21 protein-coding genes are annotated in these 24,520 nt (G+C 69.3%); 9 read left to right on the plus strand and 12 right to left on the minus strand.

What is annotated here, in order from left to right:
• Positions 1 to 22: 22 nt before the first annotated feature.
• Entirely contained in the window at positions 23 to 1,150 is a 1,128-nt protein-coding gene (locus ACFSJG_RS01465; protein WP_378483426.1) for a transglycosylase family protein, read from the minus strand.
• Positions 1,151 to 1,322: 172 nt separating this feature from the next.
• On the opposite strand from ACFSJG_RS01465, the gene ACFSJG_RS01470 reads away from it, so the two are divergent.
• Entirely contained in the window at positions 1,323 to 2,816 is a 1,494-nt protein-coding gene (locus tag ACFSJG_RS01470; RefSeq protein ID WP_378483427.1) for an amino acid ABC transporter substrate-binding protein/permease, read from the plus strand.
• A complete protein-coding gene (locus ACFSJG_RS01475) occupies positions 2,813 to 3,565 on the plus strand; it encodes an amino acid ABC transporter ATP-binding protein (protein ID WP_378483428.1) in 753 nt (250 codons plus the stop codon). The genes ACFSJG_RS01470 and ACFSJG_RS01475 overlap by 4 nt, the downstream gene beginning before the upstream one ends.
• 1 nt (position 3,566) lies before the next feature.
• Here ACFSJG_RS01475 and ACFSJG_RS01480 read toward each other — a convergent pair whose 3' ends face one another.
• Positions 3,567 to 4,394, minus strand: a complete 828-nt coding sequence (locus ACFSJG_RS01480; RefSeq protein ID WP_378483429.1) for a TatD family hydrolase — start codon at positions 4,392 to 4,394, stop codon at positions 3,567 to 3,569.
• Positions 4,395 to 4,414: 20 nt separating this feature from the next.
• Between ACFSJG_RS01480 and metG the strand changes: the two genes are divergently transcribed.
• The 3 genes from metG to ACFSJG_RS01495 are packed head-to-tail and all read left to right on the plus strand — an operon-like array spanning position 4,415 to position 8,471.
• Positions 4,415 to 5,971 carry a methionine--tRNA ligase gene (metG, locus tag ACFSJG_RS01485; protein WP_378483430.1) on the plus strand — a complete coding sequence of 519 codons (1,557 nt, stop codon included), beginning with the start codon at positions 4,415 to 4,417 and terminating at the stop codon, positions 5,969 to 5,971.
• Between the two features lie 57 nt (positions 5,972 to 6,028).
• Complete coding sequence (locus ACFSJG_RS01490; protein ID WP_378483431.1) at positions 6,029 to 7,147, plus strand: DUF2786 domain-containing protein; 1,119 nt, start codon at positions 6,029 to 6,031, stop codon at positions 7,145 to 7,147.
• A gap of 58 nt (positions 7,148 to 7,205) precedes the next feature.
• Entirely contained in the window at positions 7,206 to 8,471 is a 1,266-nt protein-coding gene (locus ACFSJG_RS01495) for an aminodeoxychorismate synthase component I (protein WP_378483432.1), read from the plus strand.
• A gap of 8 nt (positions 8,472 to 8,479) precedes the next feature.
• On the opposite strand, the gene ACFSJG_RS01500 is transcribed toward ACFSJG_RS01495, so the two are convergent.
• A complete protein-coding gene (locus tag ACFSJG_RS01500) occupies positions 8,480 to 12,523 on the minus strand; it encodes an nSTAND1 domain-containing NTPase (protein ID WP_378483433.1) in 4,044 nt (1,347 codons plus the stop codon).
• A gap of 391 nt (positions 12,524 to 12,914) precedes the next feature.
• Positions 12,915 to 13,745, minus strand: a complete 831-nt coding sequence (rsmI, locus tag ACFSJG_RS01505) for a 16S rRNA (cytidine(1402)-2'-O)-methyltransferase (RefSeq protein WP_378483434.1) — start codon at positions 13,743 to 13,745, stop codon at positions 12,915 to 12,917.
• A 23-nt stretch (positions 13,746 to 13,768) separates the two neighbouring features.
• On the opposite strand from rsmI, the gene ACFSJG_RS01510 reads away from it, so the two are divergent.
• Positions 13,769 to 15,346: a dolichyl-phosphate-mannose--protein mannosyltransferase gene (locus ACFSJG_RS01510; RefSeq protein WP_378483435.1), complete on the plus strand. Its 1,578-nt coding sequence runs from the start codon at positions 13,769 to 13,771 to the stop codon at positions 15,344 to 15,346.
• Between the two features lie 11 nt (positions 15,347 to 15,357).
• On the opposite strand, the gene ACFSJG_RS01515 is transcribed toward ACFSJG_RS01510, so the two are convergent.
• The 5 genes from ACFSJG_RS01515 to ACFSJG_RS01535 all read right to left on the minus strand — a co-directional run bounded on the left by ACFSJG_RS01515 (position 15,358) and on the right by ACFSJG_RS01535 (position 18,944).
• Complete coding sequence (locus tag ACFSJG_RS01515) at positions 15,358 to 17,022, minus strand: BCCT family transporter (RefSeq protein ID WP_378483436.1); 1,665 nt, start codon at positions 17,020 to 17,022, stop codon at positions 15,358 to 15,360.
• Positions 17,023 to 17,102: 80 nt separating this feature from the next.
• On the minus strand, positions 17,103 to 17,531 hold the full coding sequence (locus tag ACFSJG_RS01520; RefSeq protein WP_378483437.1) for a DoxX family protein: 429 nt from the start codon (positions 17,529 to 17,531) through the stop codon (positions 17,103 to 17,105).
• 86 nt (positions 17,532 to 17,617) lie between these two features.
• A complete protein-coding gene (locus ACFSJG_RS01525) occupies positions 17,618 to 17,968 on the minus strand; it encodes a DUF2784 domain-containing protein (protein ID WP_378483510.1) in 351 nt (116 codons plus the stop codon).
• A 102-nt stretch (positions 17,969 to 18,070) separates the two neighbouring features.
• The gene (locus ACFSJG_RS01530; protein ID WP_378483438.1) at positions 18,071 to 18,430 is read right to left on the minus strand and encodes a GntR family transcriptional regulator; all 360 of its coding nucleotides are present in this window, start codon (positions 18,428 to 18,430) and stop codon (positions 18,071 to 18,073) included.
• A 73-nt stretch (positions 18,431 to 18,503) separates the two neighbouring features.
• Complete coding sequence (locus ACFSJG_RS01535) at positions 18,504 to 18,944, minus strand: nuclear transport factor 2 family protein (protein WP_378483439.1); 441 nt, start codon at positions 18,942 to 18,944, stop codon at positions 18,504 to 18,506.
• Positions 18,945 to 19,001: 57 nt separating this feature from the next.
• Here ACFSJG_RS01535 and arsC point away from each other — a divergent pair, with 57 nt between their 5' ends.
• On the plus strand, positions 19,002 to 19,373 hold the full coding sequence (gene arsC / locus ACFSJG_RS01540) for an arsenate reductase (glutaredoxin) (protein ID WP_378483440.1): 372 nt from the start codon (positions 19,002 to 19,004) through the stop codon (positions 19,371 to 19,373).
• Between the two features lie 21 nt (positions 19,374 to 19,394).
• On the opposite strand, the gene ACFSJG_RS01545 is transcribed toward arsC, so the two are convergent.
• The 3 genes from ACFSJG_RS01545 to ACFSJG_RS01555 form a co-directional block, all read right to left on the minus strand.
• Positions 19,395 to 20,594 (minus strand): arginine deiminase, encoded by a 1,200-nt coding sequence (locus ACFSJG_RS01545; protein WP_378483511.1) that lies wholly within the window; start codon positions 20,592 to 20,594, stop codon positions 19,395 to 19,397.
• A 94-nt stretch (positions 20,595 to 20,688) separates the two neighbouring features.
• Positions 20,689 to 21,339: a response regulator gene (locus ACFSJG_RS01550; RefSeq protein ID WP_378483441.1), complete on the minus strand. Its 651-nt coding sequence runs from the start codon at positions 21,337 to 21,339 to the stop codon at positions 20,689 to 20,691.
• Positions 21,336 to 22,520 carry a sensor histidine kinase gene (locus tag ACFSJG_RS01555; protein WP_378483442.1) on the minus strand — a complete coding sequence of 395 codons (1,185 nt, stop codon included), beginning with the start codon at positions 22,518 to 22,520 and terminating at the stop codon, positions 21,336 to 21,338. Before ACFSJG_RS01555 ends, ACFSJG_RS01550 begins: the two co-directional genes overlap by 4 nt.
• 127 nt (positions 22,521 to 22,647) lie before the next feature.
• On the opposite strand from ACFSJG_RS01555, the gene ACFSJG_RS01560 reads away from it, so the two are divergent.
• On the plus strand, positions 22,648 to 23,715 hold the full coding sequence (locus ACFSJG_RS01560) for an FtsX-like permease family protein (RefSeq protein WP_378483443.1): 1,068 nt from the start codon (positions 22,648 to 22,650) through the stop codon (positions 23,713 to 23,715).
• 26 nt (positions 23,716 to 23,741) lie between these two features.
• Positions 23,742 to 24,428 (plus strand): ABC transporter ATP-binding protein, encoded by a 687-nt coding sequence (locus ACFSJG_RS01565; protein ID WP_378483444.1) that lies wholly within the window; start codon positions 23,742 to 23,744, stop codon positions 24,426 to 24,428.
• The last annotated feature ends 92 nt before the right edge of the window (positions 24,429 to 24,520 follow it).

Here is a 24,520-nt window from a genome sequence, read left to right on the forward strand (position 1 = left end):
TGGTGAATCTAGCGCAGCGAGGTCAGCGCAGGCCGAGTCGGCTGGTGCAGGACGGCCACGCGCCCCAGCCCTGGGTCTGCTGGGTCTTCGACGCGATCGCGATCTGCTCCTCGCGCGTCGCGAGGTCGGCGCGGGGCGCGTACTTCAGCCCGCCCTGGCGCTCCCACGTGTTCTGGTCGAACTGGACGCCGCCGTAGTAGCCGTTACCGGTGTTGATGTTCCAGTTGCCGGTGGCCTCGCACTGCGCGAGCGCATCCCAGGTGGCGCCGTTGGCCACCGGAGGCACCTCGGTGCCGGGCTTCGCGCCGACCCGCACGACCTTGGGTGTCGGCGCGGTGGTCACGGTCTCGGACAGTTCCTCACGCCCGGTCTCGACACCGTTCACAGTGGTCACCGCGTACGTCACGTCCCGAACGCCGGGCGTGCCGGCGCTCTCCTGGATCGTGCGGCTCATGTTCATCGTCGGGTCCTCGATGCGCTGCTCCGGCGGCGCGACGGACTCCGTCTCGTTGCGGGTCTCGGTGCGGACGCGCGTCACGGACACCTCGAGGCCGTCGGTGACCGGCGTGTCCGCGGCGGGCTCGACCGTGTCCTGCTGCTCCAGCGGGGCGCCTTGCGCCTCCAGGAGCTCACCGACGGTGGGAGCGGCGAGGCGGATGTCGGCGGGCGCGCTCGCACCGTCGACGAGGCGCACCGCCTTGGGGCTCACGATCTGGAGGTCCGAACCCTCGAGCGGCAGACGCTCCGAGCGCGACGCGGAGACGTGGACGTCACCGGCGAGCCGCTCCTGGGTCAGGGCCTCGTCGACGGTCAGGGCGGTGGTCCACAGCGTGCGGGGCTGCCCGTCGACGGTCAGGGTCAGCTCACGGGCCCGCCGCAGGACGACGGTGTCGCCGTCGGCAACCGCGCTGCCGCCGGCCGGCGCGACCACGTCGTGCTCGCCGATCCCGTAGCCGGCGTCCTCGAGGACCGCGCCCACGTCGGAGGACATGGTGCTGAGCGCGACCGTCTCGCCGTCGACGTCGACATAGACCGTCTTGTGGCGGGAGATGGCCATTGCGCCGCCCGCGATGAGGGTGAGGAGGAGGGCGGCGGCGACGATGCGCAACAGCGGGGAGTTTGCCGTGTTGATCCGAGAAAGAGGTGACACGAGAAGTCCTGAGTTCGGTTACCGGAGCGTGACCGCATCCGTAGTCGATCACAGCACGGTAACGAAAGGGCTGAGCTCCGGCAACCACGCGGACGCGTACCGCCACTTCGTGAACATCCAGAACTAGGGTCGGGAACGGCCACCACCGCGCATGACGACGAGGAGGGTCGGGATGCCCACGACCAGTCCGCACCGGCGTTCGAATCGACCGCCCAATCGCCAGGTCAGACGGGCTGGCGTGGTAACACTGCTGGTCGGAGTGTTTGCCGTGCTCGGCACCCTGCTCGGGGTGGCCCCCGCGACAGCCCAGTCCGACCCCGGCAAGACGTACGTAATTGCGACCGATGTCACATTCGCGCCGTTCGAATTCCAGAACGAACAGGGCGATTTCGTCGGCATCGACATGGACCTGCTCGCCGCCATCGCCGAGGACCAAGGTTTCCGATACGAGATCAAACCACTCGGTTTCAACGCGGCCGTCCAGGCGTTGCAGTCGCGTCAGGTGGACGGCGTCATCGCCGGCATGTCCATCACCGACGAACGCAAGCTGGTCTTCGACTTCTCCGACCCGTACTTCGAGTCCGGCGTGCAGATGGCGGTGTCGGAGGACAACGACGACATCGCCTCCTACGAGGACCTGCGCGGGCAACGCGTCGCCGTCAAGACCGGCACCGAGGGTGCTGCGTTCGCCGACTCGATCAAGGGCCGGTACGGCTTCACCACCGTTACCTTCGACGACTCGGCGTCCATGTACGACGACGTGCGCACCGGGAACTCGGTCGCCGTGTTCGACGACTACCCAGTGCTCCTCTACGGCATCGCGCAGGGCAACGGACTGAAGACCGTCACCGAGAAGGAGGCGGGCGCCTCCTACGGATTCGCCGTCTCCAAGGGCCAGAACGCCGAACTGCTGAGCATGTTCAACGCCGGCCTCGCGAACGTGAAGGCGAGCGGCCAGTACGACGAGATCATCGACACCTACCTCGGTGAGGGAGCCCAGGCCGCGCAGGGCGGCAACACCTTCTTCTCCCTGCTGCGCGACAGCTTCCCGCTGCTCATGGAAGGACTTTGGCTCACCATCGTCCTGACCGTCGTGTCGCTGGCGATCGCGCTGGTGCTGGGCCTGGTCTTCGGGTTCTTCCGGGTCTCGACGAGTCGAATCCTGCGCGGCATCGGCGTCGTCTATGTCGACATATTCCGCGGGACCCCGCTGATCGTGCAGGCGTTCTTCATCTACTTCGGCATCCCGGCGGCACTCGACTTCAAGATGCCGGCGATGACGGCGGGCATCATCACCTTGAGTCTGAACGCAGGCGCCTACATCACCGAGATCATCCGCGGCGGCATCCAGTCCGTCGACAAGGGCCAGGCGGAGGCAGCACGCAGCCTTGGCATGGGCTATCTGCCCACGATGCGCAAGGTGGTCCTGCCGCAGGCGGTACGGACGATGATGCCGTCCTTCGTCAATCAGGCCGTCATCACCCTGAAGGACACGTCGATCCTGTCGGTGATCGGCATTGCGGAACTCACCCAGACGGGCAAGATCATCATTGCCAGGAACTTCGAGTCGTTCAACATGTGGCTGATCGTCGGAATCTTCTACTTCGTGATCATCATGGCCCTGACCAAACTGTCCGACCGGCTGGAGAAGAGGATAAACGCGTGAGCGAGAGCGTCACCAGCACCGAACCGAAGATCTCCGTCACCGGGCTGGTCAAGTCGTACGGGGACAACGAGGTGCTCAAGGGCATCGACGTCGAGATCGCCCCCGGCGAGGTGGTCTGCGTCATCGGACCGTCCGGGTCCGGCAAGAGCACCTTCCTGCGCTGCCTCAACCGACTCGAGGACATCACCGGCGGATCGGTCGTCGTGGACGGTGTCGACCTCACCGACAAGAAGGTGGACATCGACGAGGTCCGCCAGCACATCGGCATGGTGTTCCAGCACTTCAACCTGTTCCCCCACATGACCGCGCTCGAGAACGTGATGCTCGCACCGGTCCAGACGAAGAAGTCCACCAAGGAGGAGGCCCGTGAGAACGGCATCCGCCTGCTCGGGCAGGTCGGGCTCGCCGACAAGACGGAGGCCCGCCCGGCCAACCTGTCCGGCGGCCAGAAGCAGCGCGTCGCCATCGCCCGCGCCCTCGCGATGAACCCCGACGTGATGCTGTTCGACGAGGCCACCAGCGCCCTCGACCCCGAGATGGTCGGCGAGGTCCTGCAGGTGCTCCGCGACCTCGCCGCGGGAGGCATGACGATGGTCGTCGTCACCCACGAGATGGGCTTCGCCCGCGAGGTGTCCGACCGCGTCATCTTCATGGCGGACGGTTACATCGTCGAGGAAGGCACACCGGAGGGGGTCTTCGGCAACCCACAGCAGCCGCGTACGCAGGACTTCCTTCGGAAGGTCCTGTGACTCACAGGCGGTAGACGCGTTCGGCGTTGGCGGTCGCGGCGGCGGCGAGCTCGAACGGGTCCTGGCCGCGGGTCTCGGCAAGCGACCGGACCGTGTACGGCAGGCAGTACGGCTCGTTGGGTGCGCCGCGGAACGGATGCGGCGTCAGGTAGGGCGCATCGGTCTCGACCAGCAGCTGGTCGTCGGGGACGAGCTTCGCCGCCTCGTGCAGTTCACGGGCGTTGCGGAAGCTGACCGTGCCGGAGAAGCTCAGCACGTAACCGGCCTCGACACAGGCCAGCGCCATCGTCGCGTCCGACGAGAAGCAGTGGAAGATCACCGTCTCCGGGGCGCCCTCGTCCAGCAGCACGGTGAGCAGATCGTGGTCCGCCTCGCGGTTGTGGATCATCAGCGGCTTGCGCAGCCGCTTCGCGAGGTCGATGTGCCAGCGGAACCCCTCGACCTGCTCCTCGATGCCGGCGCAGCCCTCGAGCTTGCCGGGCCAGTAGTAGTCCAGGCCCGTCTCCCCCACCGCGACCGTGCGCGGGTCCGCGGCGAGACGTTCGATCTCGGCCTTCGTCGCGTCGTCGAGGGCGTTGGCACGGGTCGGATGGATCGCGACCGCGGCGAACACCCGCTGGTCCCAGTGCGCGGCGTCCACGGCGAAGCGGGCGGCGGCGATGTCGTCGGCGACGGTCACGACCCGGCCGACGCCGACCTGCTCGGCCCGATCGACGATCTCCGCGACCGTCGCCGCGTCGCGCGCGCCACACGAATCGAGGTGGGTGTGAGCGTCCACGAGGGGCGCGAGGGGCGCGGGCAGGTCCGGGGCCGGACGATCCTTGGGCACACGGATACGATATGCGCATCATGACTGCACCCAGCCGGCCCCCGTTCTTCATGACCACCGCGATCGCGTACCCCAACGGCGCCCCGCACATCGGTCACGCCTACGAGTACATCGCCTCGGACGCCCTGGCTCGCTTCAAGCGGCTGGACGGGTTCGACGTGTTCTTCATGACGGGAACGGACGAGCACGGTCTGAAGATGCAGCAGACCGCGGAGAAGCTGGGCATCGAGGTCCGCGACCTCGCCGCCCGCAACTCCGACGTCTTCCAGGCGATGGACAAGGTCCTGGGGATCTCCTACGACCGGTTCATCCGGACGACCGACTCGGACCACTACGCGGCCAGCAAGGCGATCTGGGAGCGCATGGTCGCGGCAGGCGACATCTACCTCGACACGTACTCGGGCTGGTACTCGGTGCGCGACGAGGCGTACTACACCGAGGGCGAGACCACGCTGCAGGAGGACGGCAGCCGTATCTCCACCGACACCGGCACCCCGGTGGAGTGGACCGAGGAGTCCACCTACTTCTTCAAGCTGTCCGCGTACCAGGACAGGCTGCTCGCGCTGTACGAGTCGCACCCGGAGTTCATCGCTCCCGCGACCCGCCGCAACGAGATCGTCAGCTTCGTCTCCGGCGGACTGAAGGACCTGTCGGTCTCGCGCACCACCTTCAACTGGGGTGTGCCGGTGCCCGGCGACTCGGACCACGTCATGTACGTGTGGGTGGACGCGCTGACGAACTACCTCACCGGCGTCGGCTTCCCCGACACCGAGTCCGAGGCGTTCGGCAAGTACTGGCCGGCGAACCTGCACATCATCGGCAAGGACATCAGCCGCTTCCACACCGTGTACTGGCCGGCGTTCCTGATGTCGGCCGGCCTGGAGCTGCCGAAGCGGGTCTTCGTGCACGGCTTCCTCTACAACAAGGGCGAGAAGATGTCGAAGTCGGTCGGCAACGTCGTCGACCCCCTCGAGATGGTCGAGGAGTACGGCCTCGACGCCGTCCGCTTCTTCCTGCTCCGCGAGATCTCCTTCGGCCAGGACGGCAGCTACAGCCACGAGGCCATCGTCACCCGCATGAACGCAGATCTGTCGAACGAACTCGGCAACCTGGCGCAGCGGTCGCTGTCGATGGTCGCCAAGAACTGCGACGGTCGGGTCCCGACCCCGGGCGAGTTCACCGACGCCGACAACGCGCTGCTCGCGCAGGCCGACGCACTGCTGGAGAAGGTCCGTGCCGAGTTCGACGTGCAGGCCATTCACCTCGGCCTCGAGGCGATCTGGCACGTACTCGCCGAGACGAACCGGTACTTCAGTGCGCAGGAGCCGTGGGTGCTGCGCAAGACCGACCCGGCCCGCATGGAGACCGTCCTCTACGTGACCCTCGAGGTCGTGCGGATCGTGGGCATCCTCGTGCAGCCGGTGATGCCGGACGCGGCGGACAAGATCCTCACGATCCTCGGGCAGCAGCCCGAGGCGCGGCAGTTCCCCGACCTCGCGACGCGAATCGTGGCCGGCACCTCCCTGCCTGCGCCCGCGCCGGTGTTCCCCCGGTACGTCGAGCCCGAGGACGCCTGAAACCAGGCCGGACCTGGGCCGACGGAATCTGTCGTACCGCTGCGGCACACTGCCCGCATGGGGAGCAATCGAACAGACTTTCGAGAAGGACACACCGGTGACGACGCGGCGCTGCTGCGTCACGCCTACGAGATCGGCTGGCAACCGGGCGACGTGCTGCACGTCGCCCGGCGCGGCCTCGCAGCGGTCGAACTGGCGCCGATCGCTCTGCTGATCCAGCGGGAGGCGCACCGCAGCGGCGCGTGGGCCCGCGCCCCGCTGCACTGGGTGGACCAGCTCAGGGCGATCGCGTCCGCCTTCCCGCGCCGCCCCGACGAGCCGCCGCTGTCGACTACCGCCGTCCGTCTGCTCGGGCAGCTGGCACCACTGCGCCGACTGTGCCCACCTCCGTCGCAGTGGCCCGACATCCGCCCCGACGACGGGGTCCGCACCGGCACGGACGCGAAAGTGCTGGGCCGGATTCGGGGGCTGCTCGCCAAAGCGGAGAGCACCGAGTTCACCGAGGAAGCCGAGACCCTCACCGCCAAGGCCCAGGAGCTGATGACGCGGCACTCGGTGACGACGGCGCTGCTCGATTCCACCTCCCCGGATCGGTCGGTCCCGGTGCACGCCAGACGGATTCACCTCGACCGGCCGTACAGCAAGCACAAGGGCCTGCTCCTCACCACCGTGGGCGACGCCAATCACGTTCGGACCCTGTTCAATCCGGTGGACGCGATCGCGACCGTCGTCGGAACTCCCGCCGATCTCGAACAGGTCGACCTCCTGTTCACGTCGCTCCTGATCCAGGCCACCCGGGCGATGCGCGCCGCAACCACGCGCGACGCGGACCTGCCCTCGTCCGGCACGCACACGGCGAACCCCCACACGACGAACACGGCCGCGTTCCGGCGCGCCTTCCTCTACGGCTTCGCCGTCCGGATCGGGCAACGACTCACCGAAGCCGACAAGGCCGCCACCGCCGAGGCGGTGGTGGATGCGGGCGTCACCTTCGGTGACCTGCTGCCGCTCCTCGCCCGCCGCTCCGACGCGGTCCAGGCCGAGGTCGACCGACTGTTCGGACCCGCCCTGCGGTCCTGGGGATTCACCGTCAGCGACCACGCCGGCATGGCGGCGGGCCGCACCGCTGCCGACGCTGCGAACCTCACTCCGGGACCTCGGGCGGTGACAGGGTGAGACCCTGGATCCCACCTGCCGTTTTCGTACTCGCGCCGCATCGTGAAACCCTTTCCCGGTGCGAGTCGAACGGTTGGGCGGGGGCGGTACCCCGGCAGCGGTGTTGCGCGCCCTGGCGCAAGTCAACGCCGAGCGCGACCTCCCCGCACCGGCTGCACTCATCGGCGACTGGTTCGGGGCACGGGCCGTACTCGCGCCTGCCGTCACGACCCGCCCGGTCGACCCGCGGACCGCGTTCGACGTTCCCTCCCACCGGCCACGCGTCGATCCCGAGCCACGGGACGCGGGACCGACCGGCACCATCGGCGGCGGATGGATCGGCTACCGGGGCTACCCCGACCTTCCCTCCGACGGACGCACACCGGCGCTGCCGGAAGCCGCAGGCGGATGGACCGATTCCGTCCTGCGCCTCGACGGCGACGACTGCTGGTGGTACGAGTCGCTGACGGACACGCCGTGCCCCACGCACTGGGCCGACGCAGTGACCGCCCCTCGCGCGACGCGCGCCCCGTGGCACATCGACTGGACGCCGCCGGACCGGAAAGCACACCGCTCCGGCATCCTGCAGTGCCTCGACGCGATCGCCGCCGGCGAGGTGTACCAGGCCTGCGTGTGCGGGCAGTTCACCGGGAACGTCACCGGCGACCCGCTGCACTTCTTCGCGGACGCGGCGGAGGCGACCCGACCGGCACGCGCTGCCTACGTGGGAGGCGACTGGGGTGCGGTGGCATCGCTGTCCCCCGAGTTGTATCTCGCCCGGCACGGTGACCGCGTCACCTCCAGTCCGATCAAGGGCACCCTGTCGATCGACGCCGACCCGAACGAACTCCGGGCCTCCGTGAAGGACGTCGCCGAGAACGTGATGATCGTGGACCTGGTTCGCAACGACCTCGGGCATCTCGCCGTCCCCGGGTCGGTGACGGTGACCGACCTACTGGGGGTGCACCCCGCGCCCGGCGTGTGGCACCTGGTGTCCACGGTCACCGCGACGATGCCGCCGGACACCGGGACGCCGGAGTTGTTCGACGCGAGCTTCCCACCCGCATCGGTCACCGGATGTCCGAAACACCGTGCCCGACAACTGCTCTCGACGTGGGAACCCACCCCACGCGGGGTGTACTGCGGGACCGTCGGGTTCGCGTCACCACTTGCCGGAACCGAACTCAACGTGGCGATCCGCACCGTCGAGTTCGATCCGAGCGGCCACGCGACGCTCGGGGTGGGCGGGGGCATCACCATCGACTCCGACCCCGACGCCGAATGGCAGGAGTGCCTCGACAAGGCGTCGAGCATCCTCGCACTGGGTGGCGTACCCCGCCTCTGACGCCGGAACTACGTCGAGCACTCCCCACGCGCCGACCCCGTCAACTCGTAGTCGGCCTCCTGCTGGGAGCTCAGCGGCGACGAGGCAGCGCAGATCCGGTCGATGATCGCGTCCACGTCGAGCCGCGAGACCCGCAGCACGCCGTCGCCGTCCGCCGACGCGACCGTGTTCGAGTTCGGCAGAAACTTGACCTGCTGACGTCCCGGACCGTCGACGAGGATCGGCCCACCGACCTCACGCATGGCCGCGGGATCGGAGACGTCCCACAGCCGGACCGTGCCGTCGTCGCTCCCCGACACCACGTAGCGCCCCGTCGAGTCGTACGACGCCGAGTAGACGGTGCCGCTGTGGCCCCGCAACTCCGGTTCCCGGACCGTGAGCGAGCCGTCCGCCGCACGGTCCCACAACACGACGGTCTGATCGTCCGTTCCGGTTGCCAGTGTCCGGCCGTCCGGCGCGAAGGACACCGCGTTGATGCCGGACCCGCCGCCGTCGCCGACCCTCAGCGCCTCCGGCTCTCCGGGATCGGTGACCCGCCACGCGTACATGCCGCCGTCGGCGTCGACTGCGACGAGCGACGATCCGTCGGGGCTGAACGTCGCCGTTCGGACCAGATTGGTCGGCCCGTCGAGTCGTTCACCCCACGGCACCGGCCGCGCCGGGTCGGCGAGATTCCACAGCCGGACGCTGGTGTCGTCGTCTCCCGTGGCGAGGGTGCGACTGTCGGGGCCGAACGCCAGCTCCCACGTGAAACGGGTCTGCGTCGCGATCGGCGCACCCAGCGCGACCGGACGATCCCGGTCTCGGACGTCCCAGATCTGCACCTGCCCGCCGGTCGTCGGCGCGGTCGCCATCAGCGTCCCGTCCGGGGCGAGTTCGACGACGTACGCGCCGCCGAAGGGGCGCGGCAGTTCCACCGACCCCGCTGCCTCGACGCCACCCACCGCGTTCACGCGCCAGAGCCGGACCACCGAGTCGTAGCCGGCCGTCGCCATCAACGTGCCGTCGCGGCTGATCGACGGCAGGGTCAGTGCCGAATCGGATGCCGCCACCGCGGTCCGTGGCAGCGTCCACACCCGCACGCGGGAGTCCTGGCCACCGGTGAACACCGTCGCCCCGTCCGGCGACAACGCCAGCGCGGGCACGCCGCCGCCGTTGCCGGTCATCGGCGGCTGCAGCTGCCGCATCGTGCTGCGGTCCTCACCCACCGACCAACGTTTGACCGTGCCGTCCCAGGACGCGCTGACCAGTGTGGTGCCCCGGGGTTCGAAGGCGATCGTCCAGATCGCACCGGTGTGGGCCTGCACCGGGGATCCGACCTCCCGGACCACCCTGACGTCCGTCGTGTCGAACAGTCGGATGACGCCGTCGTCACTGCTCGCCGCCAGCATGCGTCCGTCCGGCGCGAACGCCACCGAGTGGACGACGTCGCCGAACTCGGCGGGGACCGGCGGCAACAGCACGGGAGCCGCACGGTTCGACAGGTCCCACAGCCGGACACTGCGGTCGTCGCTCGACGTCGCCAGCACCGCCGAGTCGTTCCGGAACGACACGGTCCGGACCCCGGCAGGATGCGCCGCGAGGACAGTCGTCGGATACGGGCCCGCCGCGGGCGAGGCAGCGAGCACGGCCGAGGTGTCCATCAGCGTCACCGTGCCGTCGTCGTTCGGCACGGCGAGGGTTCGGCCGTCGGGACTGAACCGGATGTTGTGGACAGCCTTCGTCCCGGTGCGCACACCGTCGAGGAGCAGACGCGGAACGGCCGGGTCCTGCACGTCCCAGATCCGAACCGTGCCGTCACCGGCTCCCGCGGCGAGCACCGTCCCCGACGGCGAGAACGACACCGAGGCCATGTACTTCTCCGAGCCGGTCAGCGGCACCCCGACCGGCGTCGGCTCGGCGCCGCCCAGCGCCCACAGGCGCACCGTGCGGTCGTCACTGGCCGAGGCCATCAGGGTGCCGGTGCTGTTGACCGCAACCCCGTACACCGGTCCCGTGTGGCCGTCGAGGGCACGACCGATCGGTGTCGCCTCGGTCGCGATCAACCGGGAGTACGCGTCGTCCGAACCGGGCCGCATCTGCCAGGCCGCCAGCGACAGCCGCGCCGACGTCGTCGGATCGGTGGTCCGCAGCGAATCCGCGAGCGCCATGACCTGCCGGAACTGGGCGGCGTTGCTCTCGGACTCGGCACGGTTCTTCGCCGACCACGCCATCGACACCGCGACCATCGCGACCACGGTCGACACCACGAGCGCCGCCATCACGCCGCGAGCAATCCACGTACTGCGGCGGGAGTGGCGGGTCGACGCGGCGAGGAACTCGGTCGCCGACGGCGTCATCGACGTCGCGACCAGTCCGACTCCACCCGACCCGACGTACCCGACGCCGGCGTTGCCCTCGGCCGCCAGACGCGACGCCTCGTTCACGATGTCGAGGCGTCCGCGCTGGTAGAGCAGGCTGGCGTCGCGGGTGGACTGTTCCCACCGCGCGGCGTCCTCCTCGATCTGCTGCCTCAGCGCCGAGTAGGAGCGATCCTCCTGGATCCATGCCTTCAGCCGGGGCCACGCCTCGATCACCGCGTCGTGGATCAGTTCGACGCTGTCGGCGTCGGCGACGAGCACCCGGGCCGCGATGAACCGGTCGACCACCTTCTGGACCTCGCCGGGGTCGTCGGTGAGGGCGAGCAGTTCCGGCAGGGTGCGGCGCATCTTGACGTCGGCGCCGGTCTGCGTGACGTACACCAGGTGCACCATGACCGCCCGTGCCAGAACCCGGCCACGTTCGTCGAGCCCCTCCCAGGTGCGCTCCGCGGTCGCGGTGACCGATCCGCGCACACCGCCGGTCGCCCGATACGCGGCGACCGTCAGCTGGCCGCCGCGGCGGCGCTCCCACATGGTGTCGAGCAGGTGCGAGAGCAGAGGCAGCACCGTGCTGCCGCCGTCGTCCACGGTGAGCACACCCAGGTCGTGCAGGATCAGGTCCACGAGACCGGACTCCAGCTTGAGCCCGATCAGCTGCGCGGGCCGGGTGATGACCTCGATCATGTCGGCGCGGGTCAGCGGGGACACCGCGCGACTGCGCCGCTCCAGTGCGTCGGCGAGCACCGGATGCGACAACGCCAGCGCGTAGAAGTCCGAGCGCATAGTCGCGACGACGACCGGAGCCGCATCCGAGGTCTCGTCGGGCGCCAACTCGGAGGCGGCGGCGTCGAGCAGCGCGAGGAAACGGTCGCGCGCGTTCGGGTCGTCGCACTGGGTGAACAGTTCCTCGATCTGGTCGACGATCAGGACCAGTTGCGAGACGTCGAGACGGACCGCTGCCGCGCGGACCGCGCGCCGGACGTCCTCCCGGCCGAAGCCCGGGCGCAGGTCACCGAGCTCGGGGAGCGCCGCGGCGAGCGAGCGCATGGGGTCCGGGCCGGGGGTCAGCACGATCGCCGTCCCGGGCGCTCCGTCGGATCGAAGCGAACCGGACCCGAGCAGTTCGGGCACGAGGCCGGCCTGGACGAGCGACGACTTTCCGACACCGGACGCGCCGGTGACGATGGCGATGCCGTGCCCCTGCGCCGCGGTCACCACGTCGACGAGCCGCCGCAGGCTCTCGGTGCGGCCGAAGAACAGGCGGGCGTCCTGGGCGCGGTACGGCTGGAGTCCTCGATACGGCCGAACCCCGGACATCGGGGCCGAGGTGGGCTTGTCGGATTCCACGTTCGTCCGGGCGGCGCCGCCGCCGTCGCGGGCACCCTCCCACCACAGCTGCCACTGTTTGAGGGAGTACAGACCCGGCGACGGGGGCTGGCTGCCGTGCAACGACTGGGCGGTGCGGATCAGGGAGACGAGAACCGGGCGCAGCGCGTCGAAGCTCGCGGGCACCCGCTTGCCGGAACGCCAGTCACTGAGGCGCTGGATCGACACCTGTTTCTCGGCGCCGATCGCGCGCCCGAGTGCGGCTGCCTCCGACACGACGGTTTTGAGCGGGGGTCCACCCGCGGTCGCGAACAGCAGTCTCAACTGGTCGGCGAAGTGCAGCCTCGCGTCATGCTCGTCGGTCATCCGGCCGCCCGTCTCCACCTGTTCCCACCCGCGGAAAATCCGCTGCGGAATAGTTCCTCACCACAATTGAACTGGGAGAATACCGGATCCGCGGATCAGACCTATTGGTCAGGTCCGCTCGGGGCGGCACAGTTGTGAGCACCGCAGGCAAGGCCCTGCGTACGTCGCAGCACCGGCGGGAACTGAAGAAGTTCGAGGGGTAGTTCCCGCCGGGCAGCGCACATCGACGTGAGGAGCATAGGGTGAGTCGCATCGCCATCAGGATCGTCCAGGCCATACCGCCGACCCTGTCGGCCGCACTCGTGATCGCGGCGTCCGTCGCACTGATCGTGGTGCTCGCGGGGATGCCGACCTGACCGTCGCTCCCCCGGATCGACATCGGCCGTACGGCTCACGTTCGGCGCGCCGCGAGTACCGCCTCGTACACCTCGCGCTTGGAGACGCCGTCGGTCGCGACGTCCGCGCACGCATCCTTGAGCCGAGCGCCCTCGGCGACCAACTGTTCGACGACCGCGACCAGATCCTCCGGCCGTGCCGCAACCGGGCGGGCGCCCTCGAGCACGACCGTGATCTCACCGCGCGCCCCGTCGACGGCCCACTCCGCGAGCTCGGCGAGCGTGCCGCGACGAACCTCCTCGTAGGTCTTGGTCAGCTCGCGGCACACGGCACCGCGGCGATCGCCACCGAGAACCTCGACCGCGTCGGCGAGGCAGTCCGCGAGCCGGTGCGGGGCCTCGAAGAAGACACACGCTCTCGCCTCGGTCCGCAGAGTCTCCAGCCACGCGCGGCGCGGCCCCTGTTTGCGGGGCGGGAAGCCGTCGAAGCAGAACCTCTCCACGGGCACACCCGACAACGCGAGCGCCGTGGTCACCGCGGAGGGACCGGGCAGGCACGTGACCGGCAGGTCCCGCTCGACGCACGCCGCGACGAGCCGGTAGCCGGGATCACTGACCGAGGGCATGCCGGCGTCGGTCACCAGGAGCACGGTCTTCCCGTTCGCGACGTCCTCCACGAGCCCGGGCAGCCGGGTCGTCTCGACCTGGTCGTAGAAGCTGACGACGCGACCGGTGATGGTGACGCCGAGCGCAGCCGCGAGGTGCCTGGTTCGGCGGGTGTCCTCGGCGGCGACCACGTCGGCGGTCGCGAGGGCGGTCCGCAGCCGTTCCGAGGCGTCGAGGACCTCCCCCATCGGGGTCGCGGCGAGGACGAGACAACCGTTCATGTTCGACAGCCTACGATCGATCGGTGACCCAGTTGACCGACGAGCGCTGGGCGGTGGACGACCGGGTGCTGATCAGCCCGGGTCCGGCCGCGCCGGTACCGGACCCGCCGCCCGCCGACCGGCTCCGCGGCTGGGTGGTCACCCTCTTCCTCACCGCGATCGCGGCGATCACCCGTTTCACGATGCTCGGCTACCCCACCGACGCCGGTACGCCGGTGTTCGACGAGAAGCACTATGCGCCGCAGGGCTGGCAGGTGCTCACCGGCGGCGGGGTCGAGGACAACCCCGGATACGGGCTGGTCGTTCATCCTCCCGTCGGCAAGCAGCTGATCGCGCTCGGTGAGGCCGTGTTCGGGTACAACGGCTGGGGCTGGCGATTCGCGTCGGCGGTCGCGGGCACGATCCTCGTCCTGCTGGTCATCCGGATCGTGCGCCGCATGACGCGGTCGACGCTGGTCGGGGCGATCGCGGGCATCCTGCTGATCGCGGACGGCGTCACCTTCGTCTCGTCACGGATCGGGATGCTCGACATCTTCATGGCGCTGTTCGTGGTCGCCGCGTTCGGCTGCCTGGTCGTCGACCGCGACCAGGTGCGGGAACGGATGGCGGTCGCATTCGCGGAAGGCCGGATCGGGATCTCCGAGTACGGCCCACGTCTCGGTGTCCGGTGGTGGCGTTTCGGCGCAGGCGTCATGCTCGGGCTGGCGTGCGGCACGAAGTGGTCCGGCATGTACTTCATCGCGTTCTTCGGGGTGATGTGCGTGGCATTCGACGTCGCTGCGCGTCGTTACCACGGCGTGCGGCGACCGTGGGTGGGCGCCGCGCTGCGCGACGTCGGTCCCGGCCTGTACGCGCTCGTCCTGGTCCCACTCGGGGTCTACCTGGCGAGCTACTGGGCGTGGTTCGCGTCGGAGACCGGGGTGAACCGGCATGCGGTCGGCGACGAGATCGGGTTCGGCGGCAGCTTCTCGTTCGTGCCGGACGCACTGCGCTCGCTCTGGTACTACAGCGCGAACGTCCTCGAGTTCCACTCCGGTCTGACCAATTCGGCGGGCAACCACCACCCGTGGGAGTCGAAACCGTGGACGTGGCCGATGGGGCTGCGGCCGATGCTGTACTACTTCGCCGAGGGCGACCAGGTGTCCGGGTGCGGCGCCGAGAGCTGCGTCAAGGCGATCATGCTGATCGGCACACCCGCGCTGTGGTGGTTGTCGTTGCCGATGCTGGCGTGGGCGCTGTGGCGTTCGGTCGTCGGACGCGACTGGCGGTACGCAGCCGTGCTGGTCGGGTATGCGGCAGGGTGGCTGCCGTGGTTCGTGACGATGGACCGGCAGATGTACTACTTCTACGCGGTCGCGCTCGCCCCGTTCCTGGTGATGGGCCTGGCACTGGTGTGCGGGGAGGTGATCGGCGCGGCCCGCGGGCGCATCGGTGCGACCCGGGTGCAGGCCGACGAACGCCGCGGCACCGGCCTGCTTGCGGTCGCGCTCTACGTGGGCCTGGTGGTCGCGAACTTCGTCTGGCTGTGGCCGATCCTCACGGCGCTGCCGATCACCCCGGAGCTGTGGCAGCAGCAGCTGTGGCTACCGAGCTGGCGATGACCGCCGCGAGGTCACTCGGGAGCGCGGCGGCGGCGGAGCGGTAGCGGCAGCCGACGGCGTTCCCGCGGTCGCAGGATCATCGGATCGTGACAGAGGTCGCGGTACAGCGAGATGCACAGTCCGATCATCACCAGGACGAACGGAGCCGCCGCGATGATGGTCATGGTTTGCAGGCCGTCGAGCGCGTCCTCCCCACCCGTCCACAGCATCAGCGCGGCGACACCGCCGGTGAGCGCACCCCAGAACACCACGTTCCACCGCTGTGGGGAGAGCGAGCCGCGCTGTGACAGGGTGCCCATCACCATCGACGCCGCGTCCGCCCCGGAGACGAAGAAGATGGCGACGAGCAGCATCACGAGGACTGTCGAGATGCCCGCGAGCGGCAGGTTGTCGAGCATTCCGAACAGCTGTTCCTCGGACGAGTCCCGGCCGGCGAGGTCGATGCCGTCGCGTTGCTCCGCGATACCGGCACCGCCGAACACCGAGAACCACAGCAGGCTGACGATGCTGGGCACGAGGATGACGCCGGCGACGAACTCACGGATGGTGCGACCGCGGCTGATGCGGGCGAGGAACATCCCGACGAAGGGGGTCCACGAGATCCACCACGCCCAGTAGAAGATCGTCCACGAGGACAGCCACTCCCCGACCTCGGGATTCACGGACGCGGCGGTGCGCGCCGACATCTCGAACAGCTCGCCGAAGTAGGCGCCGATCGTGGTCGGAATCAGGTTGAGGATGAGCACGGTGGGACCGAGTACGAAGACGAACACCGCGAGCAGGAGCGCGAGCACCATGTTGATGTTCGACAGCCACTGGATTCCCTTCGCGACGCCGGACACTGCGGACGCGATGAAGGCGAGGGTCAGAACGGCGATGACCGCGACGAGGAGCATGATCCCGGCCTCTTCGACCCAGCCCGCGACCTCGATGCCCGATCCGATCTGCAGTGCGCCGAGGCCGAGCGACGCGGCGGTACCGAACATGGTCGCGAAGATGGCGAGGATGTCGATGACCCTGCCGATCGGGCCTTCGGCCCGCCGCCCGAGCAGGGACACGAAGGCCGAGCTGAACAGCTGCTTGCGGCCCCGTCGATAGGTGCCGTAGGCGAGCGCGAGACCGACGACGGCGTAGATCGACCAAGGATGCAGGCTCCAGTGGAACATCGTGGTGGCCATGGCGGTGCCGATGCCGCCGTCGGTGCCGGGTGGTGGAGTGACGTAGTGGGCGAGCGGTTCGGCGACGCCGTAGAACATCAGACCGATACCCATGCCCGCGCTGAACATCATCGCGATCCAGCTGACCGTCTTGAACTCCGGCTTCTCGCCGTCCTTACCGAGCGGGATCCTGCCGAACCGGCTGAACGCCAGCCACAGCGAGAAGAGCACGAAACCGCTGGCCGCGAGGATGAACAGCCAGCCGACGTTCGTGACGATCCAGTCGAGCACGTGACCCGTCACCGACTGGAGGTTGTCCGGGGAGACCAGGCCCCAGACGAGGATCACGCCGACGATCGCCGCGGTGACCCCGAACACGACGCGGTCGGTGCGTACCTGCGGGCCGCTCGGAGCTGCATCGACGGGACCCGCTTCGGTGGCCGCGACACTGCCGATGCCCGGGTCGTCGGGTTTGCTCTGACCGGAATCCATTCCCGGAGAATCGGTTTTCGCAGCCATGATCACCTACGTTGCTCGGCTGCGACGGCAAATGCAACCTGGCGCGCGGTGATGCCGCATAACTGCGCGGCAGGGCTACGCTAGGTGGTTGCGCTGGTTCGGGACCGTCCGCCCAGCAGTCCGTCGACGCTGAGGCGCCCTGCGCCGGTCGCCGCGAGCAACAGCGAGGAGACGCCGAGCGCGAGGACGAGTTCGTAACCGCCTTCGGAGACGAAGATCCCCTTGTCGACATGCACGATGACGAAGGCACCGAGCATGTCGAGGAAGAGCAGGATGCCGAAGACAGGTGTCGCGACTCCGGCGATGAGCGCGAATCCGCCGACCAGCTCGATCGTGGCGGCCGCGATGGCGGACAGGTCGGGCAGCGGCACGCCCATGCCGTCGAACGCCTGCTGCGTGGCGTCGATGCCGTTGGTGAAGAACTTCTGCCAGCCGTGGGCAACGAAGATGACACCGATGCCGACCCGGGCGATCAGTAGAGACAAGTCGCGGAATGCGCTGGATTTCATGTCGTGGCCGTCCTTTGCGGTTCGGGGCTCGGGCCGACGTTCCGGTGCCGACCCGCACCCACTGTGGCACGATTTAAGTTGAAGCGTCAACTAACAGGGTGTGGTGCCGACCACGCGTGCCGCACCCGCCGGACACATCCCACCCACGACCCGACGATCACCACGACGACCAGCAGTCGCACCAGGTTCACAGCGGACTCCGGATAGACCACACCCGTCAGGTAGTGCGCGATGAACCCCGACGACGGCAACGGCGGACGCCCGTCCGACTCCCGGGCCCAGTTCTGCAACCAGGTCAGCGGGCACTCGTATCCGACCAGGACCGACCCGATGCCCCACACGACGGCTCCGACGTGCAGAACGAGAGTGCGCGGCCATCGCCACGCCACGAATCCCCCGAACACCAGGTATCCGATGAACGCGAAGTGCAGCGCCATCACCAACACCTCGACGACGAGGTACACCGGCCTCACCTCCGTCACGCACGCGGTCTCGCGGCGTTCGGCACGTCCGGGTTCGAGCGTAGCCCCAAGCAGGCGCTATGCGCCCCTGATCGCCGCCTCGACCAACGAGCGGGCGAGGTCGTCGGACAGCCCCAGTCCGCGGACCGTCGCGACGTACTCCGTGGCCGCCCGCGCCGCCGCCCCCTCCGACGCGTCACCCGTCGCCGCGACGAAGGACCCGAGCCTGCCCCTGGTCTCGATGGCGCCGAGCGCCTCCAGCTCGCGATACGACTTCGCGACCGTGTTCGCCGCCAGACCCAACTGCTCGGCCAGCGCACGGACGGTCGGCAGCTTCGTCCCCGCGATCAGCCGGCCGTTCCGCACCTGATCGAGGATCTGCAACTTCACCTGCTCGTAGGGTGCCGTCGACGAATCCGGCTCGATGTCGATGCGCATGTCGCGAGGCTAACCCCGCCGGGCCCCGACGGCACGCCACACGCCCATCGAGCCGTGTACGGCCTCCGCCGCTTCAGGCCAGCCGGTCCAGCCCGTCGAACCACGCCGACTCCTCGTACAGCTTGCGGCTGCGCCAGCCATCCTCGGTCCGGACGAGCTCGTGGTTGTACCAGCCGCCACAGAAGAACTGCTTGGCCGGAGCCCCGTCCTTCGCCTCGGACAGGATCATCGGGTTGAAGAACATGGCCCGCACACTTGCCGTGTCGCCGTCGAGATCGACCGCGATGTTCGAGACGTAGTGCTGGGTGCGGACGAACAGGTCGAGCATCGGCGTCAGCTGCTCGACGACCTCCTCGAGGGACCCCGCCGGTCCGCCCGTCGTCGAGTAGTCGATGGCGGCGTCGGCGGTGAACACCGTGCGGTACAGCGCCCAGTCCTTGGTGTCGACCGCATGCGCATAGCGCGTCAGCAGGTCGGTGATCTCGATGCGGTCGGCGATCGTCCGGAGGTCCATGCCGACATGTAACCGCACCGCGGTCGCCGCTGTCCCGGATTCGGGCCGCGAGGCAGAATGTCCCTCATGGCAACCACTTCCCCCGCGACCAGGGCCACGATCTACCACAATCAGCGCTGCTCGACCTCACGCAAGGTACTCGCATTGATCGAGGAGGCGGGCATCGTCCCGACGATCGTCAAGTACCTCGACACCCCACCGTCGCGGGACGGACTGCGCAAGCTCCTCGACGACGCCGGTCTCGAACCGAGCCAGGCGATCCGCAAGAAGGAGTCCGTCTACAAGGACCTCGGCCTCGCCGACGCCACCGAGGACGAGCTGATCGACGCGATGGTCGAGAACCCGATCCTCATCGAGCGTCCCCTGGTGGTCACCGACCGCGGCACCGTCCTCGCCCGTCCGGTCGAGAAGGTCACCACGATCCTGTAGCCGGCCGACCGTCGGGCCGTGTCAGTCCCGCGCGATCGGGCAGGACATGCAGCGGGGACCACCCCGGCCCGACCCGAGCTCGGAACCGGCGATGCGCAGCACCTCGATCCCCGACGCCTCCAGTCGCGCATTGGTTTCGACGTTGCGTTCGTAGGCGACGACGACCCCGGGCGCGAGGGCGAGGGTGTTGTTGCCGTCGTCCCACTGTTCGCGCTCGGCGGTGACGTGGTCGAGCCCGGTGTCGATGACGCGGAGCTTGCCGATTCCCATCGCGGCGGCCGCCGCGTCCAGGAAGGGCTCGGCGCCGCGGATCGTGACCCCGTCCCCCTCGAACCGCAGGGTGAACGCCGAAAGAGTGTCTGCCACAGCCGGGTACATCACGACCGCATCGACGTCGACCATCGTGCACACCGTGTCGAGGTGCATCGAGGCTCGCCGCTGCTCGATCGGGACCACGACGACGGTGTGCGCGAGGCCGTCCTCGAACACGCTGCGCGCCAACGCCTCCGCTCCCGCCGGTGTGGTCCGCTCCCCCACCCCGACGGCGATGACCCCCGGCGACAGCAGCAACACGTCCCCACCCTCGACCGGGGCCGTGTGCGATTCGTACGCGCGGCGCACACCGCGGAACCTCGGGTGGTACGCGTAGATCAGGTCCGTCAGCGACGCCTCCCGCACCCGCGCCGGCAATGCGAGGGCGGTGATCGCGACCCGGTCCGCGATCCAGAACGACGAGTCGCGGGTGAACAGCAGGTTCGGCAGCGGTTCGATGACGAAGTCGCCGCCGTGGTGCATCCGCCGTACCAGCGACGACCCGCTCGGCCCGATGGGGAGCTCGTCGAAGGTCATCCCCGCGGTCAGCACTGTCGACAGCACCGCCGGTTCGACGGTGCGCAGGTGTGCGGCGAGTTCCTGCGCCAGGGGGTGCCCGAGTCGGCGCGGGTCGACGGCGGCGGCGATGCCCTGGACCCGGGCCGCTCCGCTGACCGTCAGCGCCTCGGTCAGTACGTCCGCCAGCAACAGCACCTCCACGTCCCGCGACCGCAACAGCTCCGCGAACGCGTCGTGCTCCTCCTGCGCGCGGTCGACCCAGGGCAGCCCGTCGAAGAGCAGTTGGTCGTTGTTGCGCGGCGTCAGGCGCTTGAGCTCGTCCCCCGGCCGGTGCAGCAGCACCGTCCGCAGTCGGCCCACCTCGGAATCGACGCGGAGGGGCTGCGACATAGGCGTCGACGGTGGAGCGGCCGGATTCTCGCTCGTCATGAGTAGACGGTAGTGCCAGCCGACGGCCGCCGCGAGCGGTGACGCGCGGGTCTCGTCAGCGGATCAGGCCACGATCGCGGGCCACCGCGACCGCAGCGGTGCGACTGTCGACCGACAGTTTCGAGAACACGTGCACCAGGTGCGATTTCACCGTCGCCTCGGTCACGAACAGTTCCCGCGCGATCGCCCGGTTCGACAACCCCCGCGCCACCAGCGTGAGGATCTCGGTCTCGCGGGCACTGAGATCCTCGTGCGGTGCCCGGATCCGGCGGTAGAGTCGCTGCGCCACACCAGGATCGAGCACCGTCTCCCCTCGGGCCGCGGCACGGACCGCGTCGATCAGCTTCTCCGGGTCACTGTCCTTGAGCAGGTAGCCGGACGCCCCCGCCTCCACGGCCCTCAGGATGTCGGCGTCGGTGTCGTAGGTGGTGAGCACGAGCACCTTCGGGGGCGTGTCGCCCGCGATGATCGCCCCCGTCGCCTCCGCGCCGTCCATCCCCGGCCCCAACCGCAGGTCCATGAGGACGACGTCCGGCCGCTGTTCCGCGACCACGTCCAACGCCGCCTCCCCCGAGGACGCCTCCCCGACCACCTCCAGACCGTCGACGGAGGACAGCAGGGCCCGCATCCCGGCGCGGACCACGGGGTGGTCGTCCACCAGCACCACCCGGAGCGCAGCCTGCCCAGGCCCCGACGGCGCCGTCACGACGGCACCGGGAGGGTCGCGGCCAGTGCGGTCCCGTCGCCCGGAGCCGACTCGACCACGAGGGAGCCGCCCAGCGAGTCGAGGCGCTCGCGCATGGACCGGATCCCGAACGAACGACCCCGCGGTGCGGCCGGATCGAATCCGACACCGTCGTCGACGACGTCGAGGCGAACCTCGTCCTCCCCGTAGGTCAGCGTCACCCGGACCCGCTCGGCCTCGGAGTGCAGACGCACGTTGGCCAGCGCCCCCTGCGCCACCCGCAGGAGCGCGACGTCGTACTCCATCGGCACCGACACCGGGGCGCCGTCGACGACGACGGTGGCGTCGATCCCGGTGTGGTCGTGCAGTTGTGCGGTCACCCGGTCGAGCGCCGAGACCAGCGACGCACCGTCCATCACCGCGGGAGTCAGCGCCCCGACGACCCGCCTGGCCTCGTCGAGACCGGCGCGGGCCGTCTCCTCGATCTGGCCGAGTGCGGATTCGGGGTCTCCCCGCTGCCCGGCACGCGCAAGCAACACGATCGACGAGAAACCCTGCGCGAGCGTGTCGTGGATGTCGCGGGCCAGCCGTGCCCGCTCCTCTGCAGCACCCGCCTTCCGCTGCAACGCCGCGAGTTCGTCTTGGGCGCTGAGCAATTCGTTGTGCGCGACCGACAGCTCCTCGTACAGCCGGCCGCGCTGCCGTGCGTCCTCGAGCAGCTGCTGGTAGACCAGCGCCATCCCCGCCGCGGCGGCGGCACCGAAGATCGGGCCGAGGATCGACGCAACAGTGTTCGTCGCGCCCTGCAGCAGCGTCGCACCGATCCCGGCGGCTGTGATCCCCACCGTCGCAGCGAGCGCCGGCCCTGTCGGGAGCAGGTGAAAGCACAGGAAGTACAGGGGGAACGCAACCCACACGAAGCTCGAGTCGAGCAGTACCAGAACCAGCCAGCCTCCGACGAGAACACCGAGCCACAGCAGGCCACCGGTCGACCGCCCGGTGGACGCCGTGGACACCGCACGGCTGGAGAACCGGACGCCGAGCGCGTACCACCCGAGGAGCGCGGCCGCCAGCACCGACGCAGGCACCGGATTCGACGCGCCCACGACGACGCGGGCGACGCCGACACCCAGCAGGAGGACGAAGAGGACGTGCGCGCCGACTGTCATGACGCGCAACATCGGAGCGGACGTGTGCTGCATTTCGTCCACGCTAACATCCACCCCAGCTCAAGAACGGGCTCCGACCAGCGGATTCCAACTTTCGATTGATCGCCGAACCCTACTGTCGCGCGATGCATGCGGCGCCGCGGACGACGACTCTGGAGTCATGTTCCTCGCTGTTCGTGACCTCCGCTTCGCCACCGGCCGCTTCGCCCTGACCATCGCCGCCGGCTTCCTCGTCTCCCTGATGGTGGTGCTGCTGTCGGGCCTGACGGCGGGGCTCGGACACGAGTCGATCTCCGCCGTCCAACGCATGGGCGCGGACCACTACGCGTTCGCGGAGCCCGGACCCGATCAGCCGCTGTCGTTCTCCGACTCCCGCGTCACCGAGGCGCAGGTCGGCGCCATGGCATCGCAACCCGGCGTCGAGGAGGCAACCCTCGTCGGCGTTGCGCCGTCCCGGGTGGGTGTCAACGGCACGGAGGTGGGAATCAGCGCGTTCGGCGTCGACGGCGCGTCGTTCGCGTCACCGGTCCCACTCGATCCCGGCCGCATCGCGATGGACCGTGCATTCGCAGAGGACCACGGATGGCAGGTGGGCGAGCAGGTAGACGTCGGAGGCCGCGCCGTCACGGTCACCGCGCTCGTCGACAACTCGTCGTACAGCCATCAGCCCGTCGTGTGGCTCGACCTCGCGGACTGGCGGACACTTCCGACCGCGGCAGGCAGCGACGGCACCACGGTAGCCCTGCGGACCTCAGCCGGATTCGACGCAACCGCGACCGGGGCGGCCACCGGCACCGCGATCACCGACGAATCCGGCGCGTTCGGCGCCATCGGTGGCTACAGCTCCGAACGCGGCTCGCTGCTGCTGATGCAGGGCATGCTGGTGGTGGTCGGTTCGCTCGTCGTAGGCACGTTCTTCACGGTGTGGACGATCCAGCGCGGCCAGGACCTCGCCGTGCTCAAGGCCGTGGGCGCGTCCACCGCCTACCTGGTCCGAGACGCACTCGGTCAGGCATTCGCGGTCCTCGTCCTCGGCACGACGCTCGGGACGATCACTGCTGCAGGCCTGGGTGTGCTTGCGGCGCAAGCCGTGCCGTTCACCCTCACCGCGACCGGGGTGGCGCTGCCGTTCGTGGCACTGATCGCCCTCGGCATGCTCGGCGCCGCGGCCGCGCTGGCCCGGATCGTCGCCGTCGACCCCCTCACCGCACTCGGCGCAGCCCGCTGACCTCCACCGAAGGAGAAGGACAACCCATGGGAATCACGCTTCGGAACGTCGTCCTCACCTACCCCGACGGCGACGCGCGCATGCGCGCACTCGACGACGTCGACTTCACCGCCGAACGGGGACGGCTGACCGCGGTGACGGGGCCGTCCGGTTCCGGCAAGTCCAGTCTTCTCGCCGTCGCAGGACTGCTCACCGCTCCCGACTCCGGCCTGGTCGTGCTGGACGGCACCGACGTCACCGAATCCACCCGCGCCCAGCGAACCACCCTGCGCCGTGAGCGGCTCGGATTCGTGTTCCAGCAGTCGAATCTGCTGCCGTCGCTGACCGCGACGGAGCAGCTGCTCGCGATCACGCATCTGCGCGGGGAGCGCGTGCGGGTACACCGCGACCGCGCGCGCACGCTCTTGACGGACCTGGGTCTCGGCGGCCATCTCGACAAGCGGCCGCACCAGTTGTCCGGCGGACAGCGGCAGCGGGTCGCGATCGCCCGCGGGCTGATGAACGACCCGGCCGTGCTCCTGGTGGACGAGCCCACGTCGGCGCTCGACGAGGACCGGAGCAGGCGGGTGGTCGCACTGCTGGCCGACCTCGCCCACGACCGGAACGTCGCGGTCGTGATGGTCACCCACGACCTGGGCCAGCTGGACCTCGTCGACGACTGCCACGAGATGCACAGTGGCCGGCTGACTTCCGGGTTCCCCACGAGGCTGTGACAGCACTGAGATGAAAGGCCGCGGCGCCCCGTCCCGAAGTCGGGACGGGGCGCCGCTCAACGAGTGCCGGTGACTACTGTCCGAAGAGTCCG

The organism is Rhodococcus gannanensis, from assembly GCF_042681175.1.
Lineage (GTDB): Bacteria > Actinomycetota > Actinomycetes > Mycobacteriales > Mycobacteriaceae > Rhodococcus_G > Rhodococcus_G gannanensis.

Excerpts from the sequence above, each read along its gene's own strand:
- ACFSJG_RS01470 (WP_378483427.1), top strand. The coding sequence starts at position 1,323 with ATGCCCACGACCAGTCCGCACCGGCGTTCGAATCGACCGCCCAATCGC.
- metG (WP_378483430.1), top strand. The coding sequence starts at position 4,415 with ATGACTGCACCCAGCCGGCCCCCGTTCTTCATGACCACCGCGATCGCG.
- ACFSJG_RS01490 (WP_378483431.1), top strand. The coding sequence starts at position 6,029 with ATGGGGAGCAATCGAACAGACTTTCGAGAAGGACACACCGGTGACGAC.
- ACFSJG_RS01500 (WP_378483433.1), bottom strand. The coding sequence starts at position 12,523 with ATGACCGACGAGCATGACGCGAGGCTGCACTTCGCCGACCAGTTGAGA.
- rsmI (WP_378483434.1), bottom strand. The coding sequence starts at position 13,745 with ATGAACGGTTGTCTCGTCCTCGCCGCGACCCCGATGGGGGAGGTCCTC.
- ACFSJG_RS01515 (WP_378483436.1), bottom strand. The coding sequence starts at position 17,022 with ATGGCTGCGAAAACCGATTCTCCGGGAATGGATTCCGGTCAGAGCAAA.
- ACFSJG_RS01520 (WP_378483437.1), bottom strand. The coding sequence starts at position 17,531 with ATGAAATCCAGCGCATTCCGCGACTTGTCTCTACTGATCGCCCGGGTC.
- ACFSJG_RS01525 (WP_378483510.1), bottom strand. The coding sequence starts at position 17,968 with ATGGCGCTGCACTTCGCGTTCATCGGATACCTGGTGTTCGGGGGATTC.
- ACFSJG_RS01530 (WP_378483438.1), bottom strand. The coding sequence starts at position 18,430 with ATGCGCATCGACATCGAGCCGGATTCGTCGACGGCACCCTACGAGCAG.
- ACFSJG_RS01535 (WP_378483439.1), bottom strand. The coding sequence starts at position 18,944 with ATGGACCTCCGGACGATCGCCGACCGCATCGAGATCACCGACCTGCTG.
- arsC (WP_378483440.1), top strand. The coding sequence starts at position 19,002 with ATGTCCCTCATGGCAACCACTTCCCCCGCGACCAGGGCCACGATCTAC.
- ACFSJG_RS01545 (WP_378483511.1), bottom strand. The coding sequence starts at position 20,594 with ATGTCGCAGCCCCTCCGCGTCGATTCCGAGGTGGGCCGACTGCGGACG.
- ACFSJG_RS01555 (WP_378483442.1), bottom strand. The coding sequence starts at position 22,520 with ATGCAGCACACGTCCGCTCCGATGTTGCGCGTCATGACAGTCGGCGCG.
- ACFSJG_RS01560 (WP_378483443.1), top strand. The coding sequence starts at position 22,648 with ATGTTCCTCGCTGTTCGTGACCTCCGCTTCGCCACCGGCCGCTTCGCC.
- ACFSJG_RS01565 (WP_378483444.1), top strand. The coding sequence starts at position 23,742 with ATGGGAATCACGCTTCGGAACGTCGTCCTCACCTACCCCGACGGCGAC.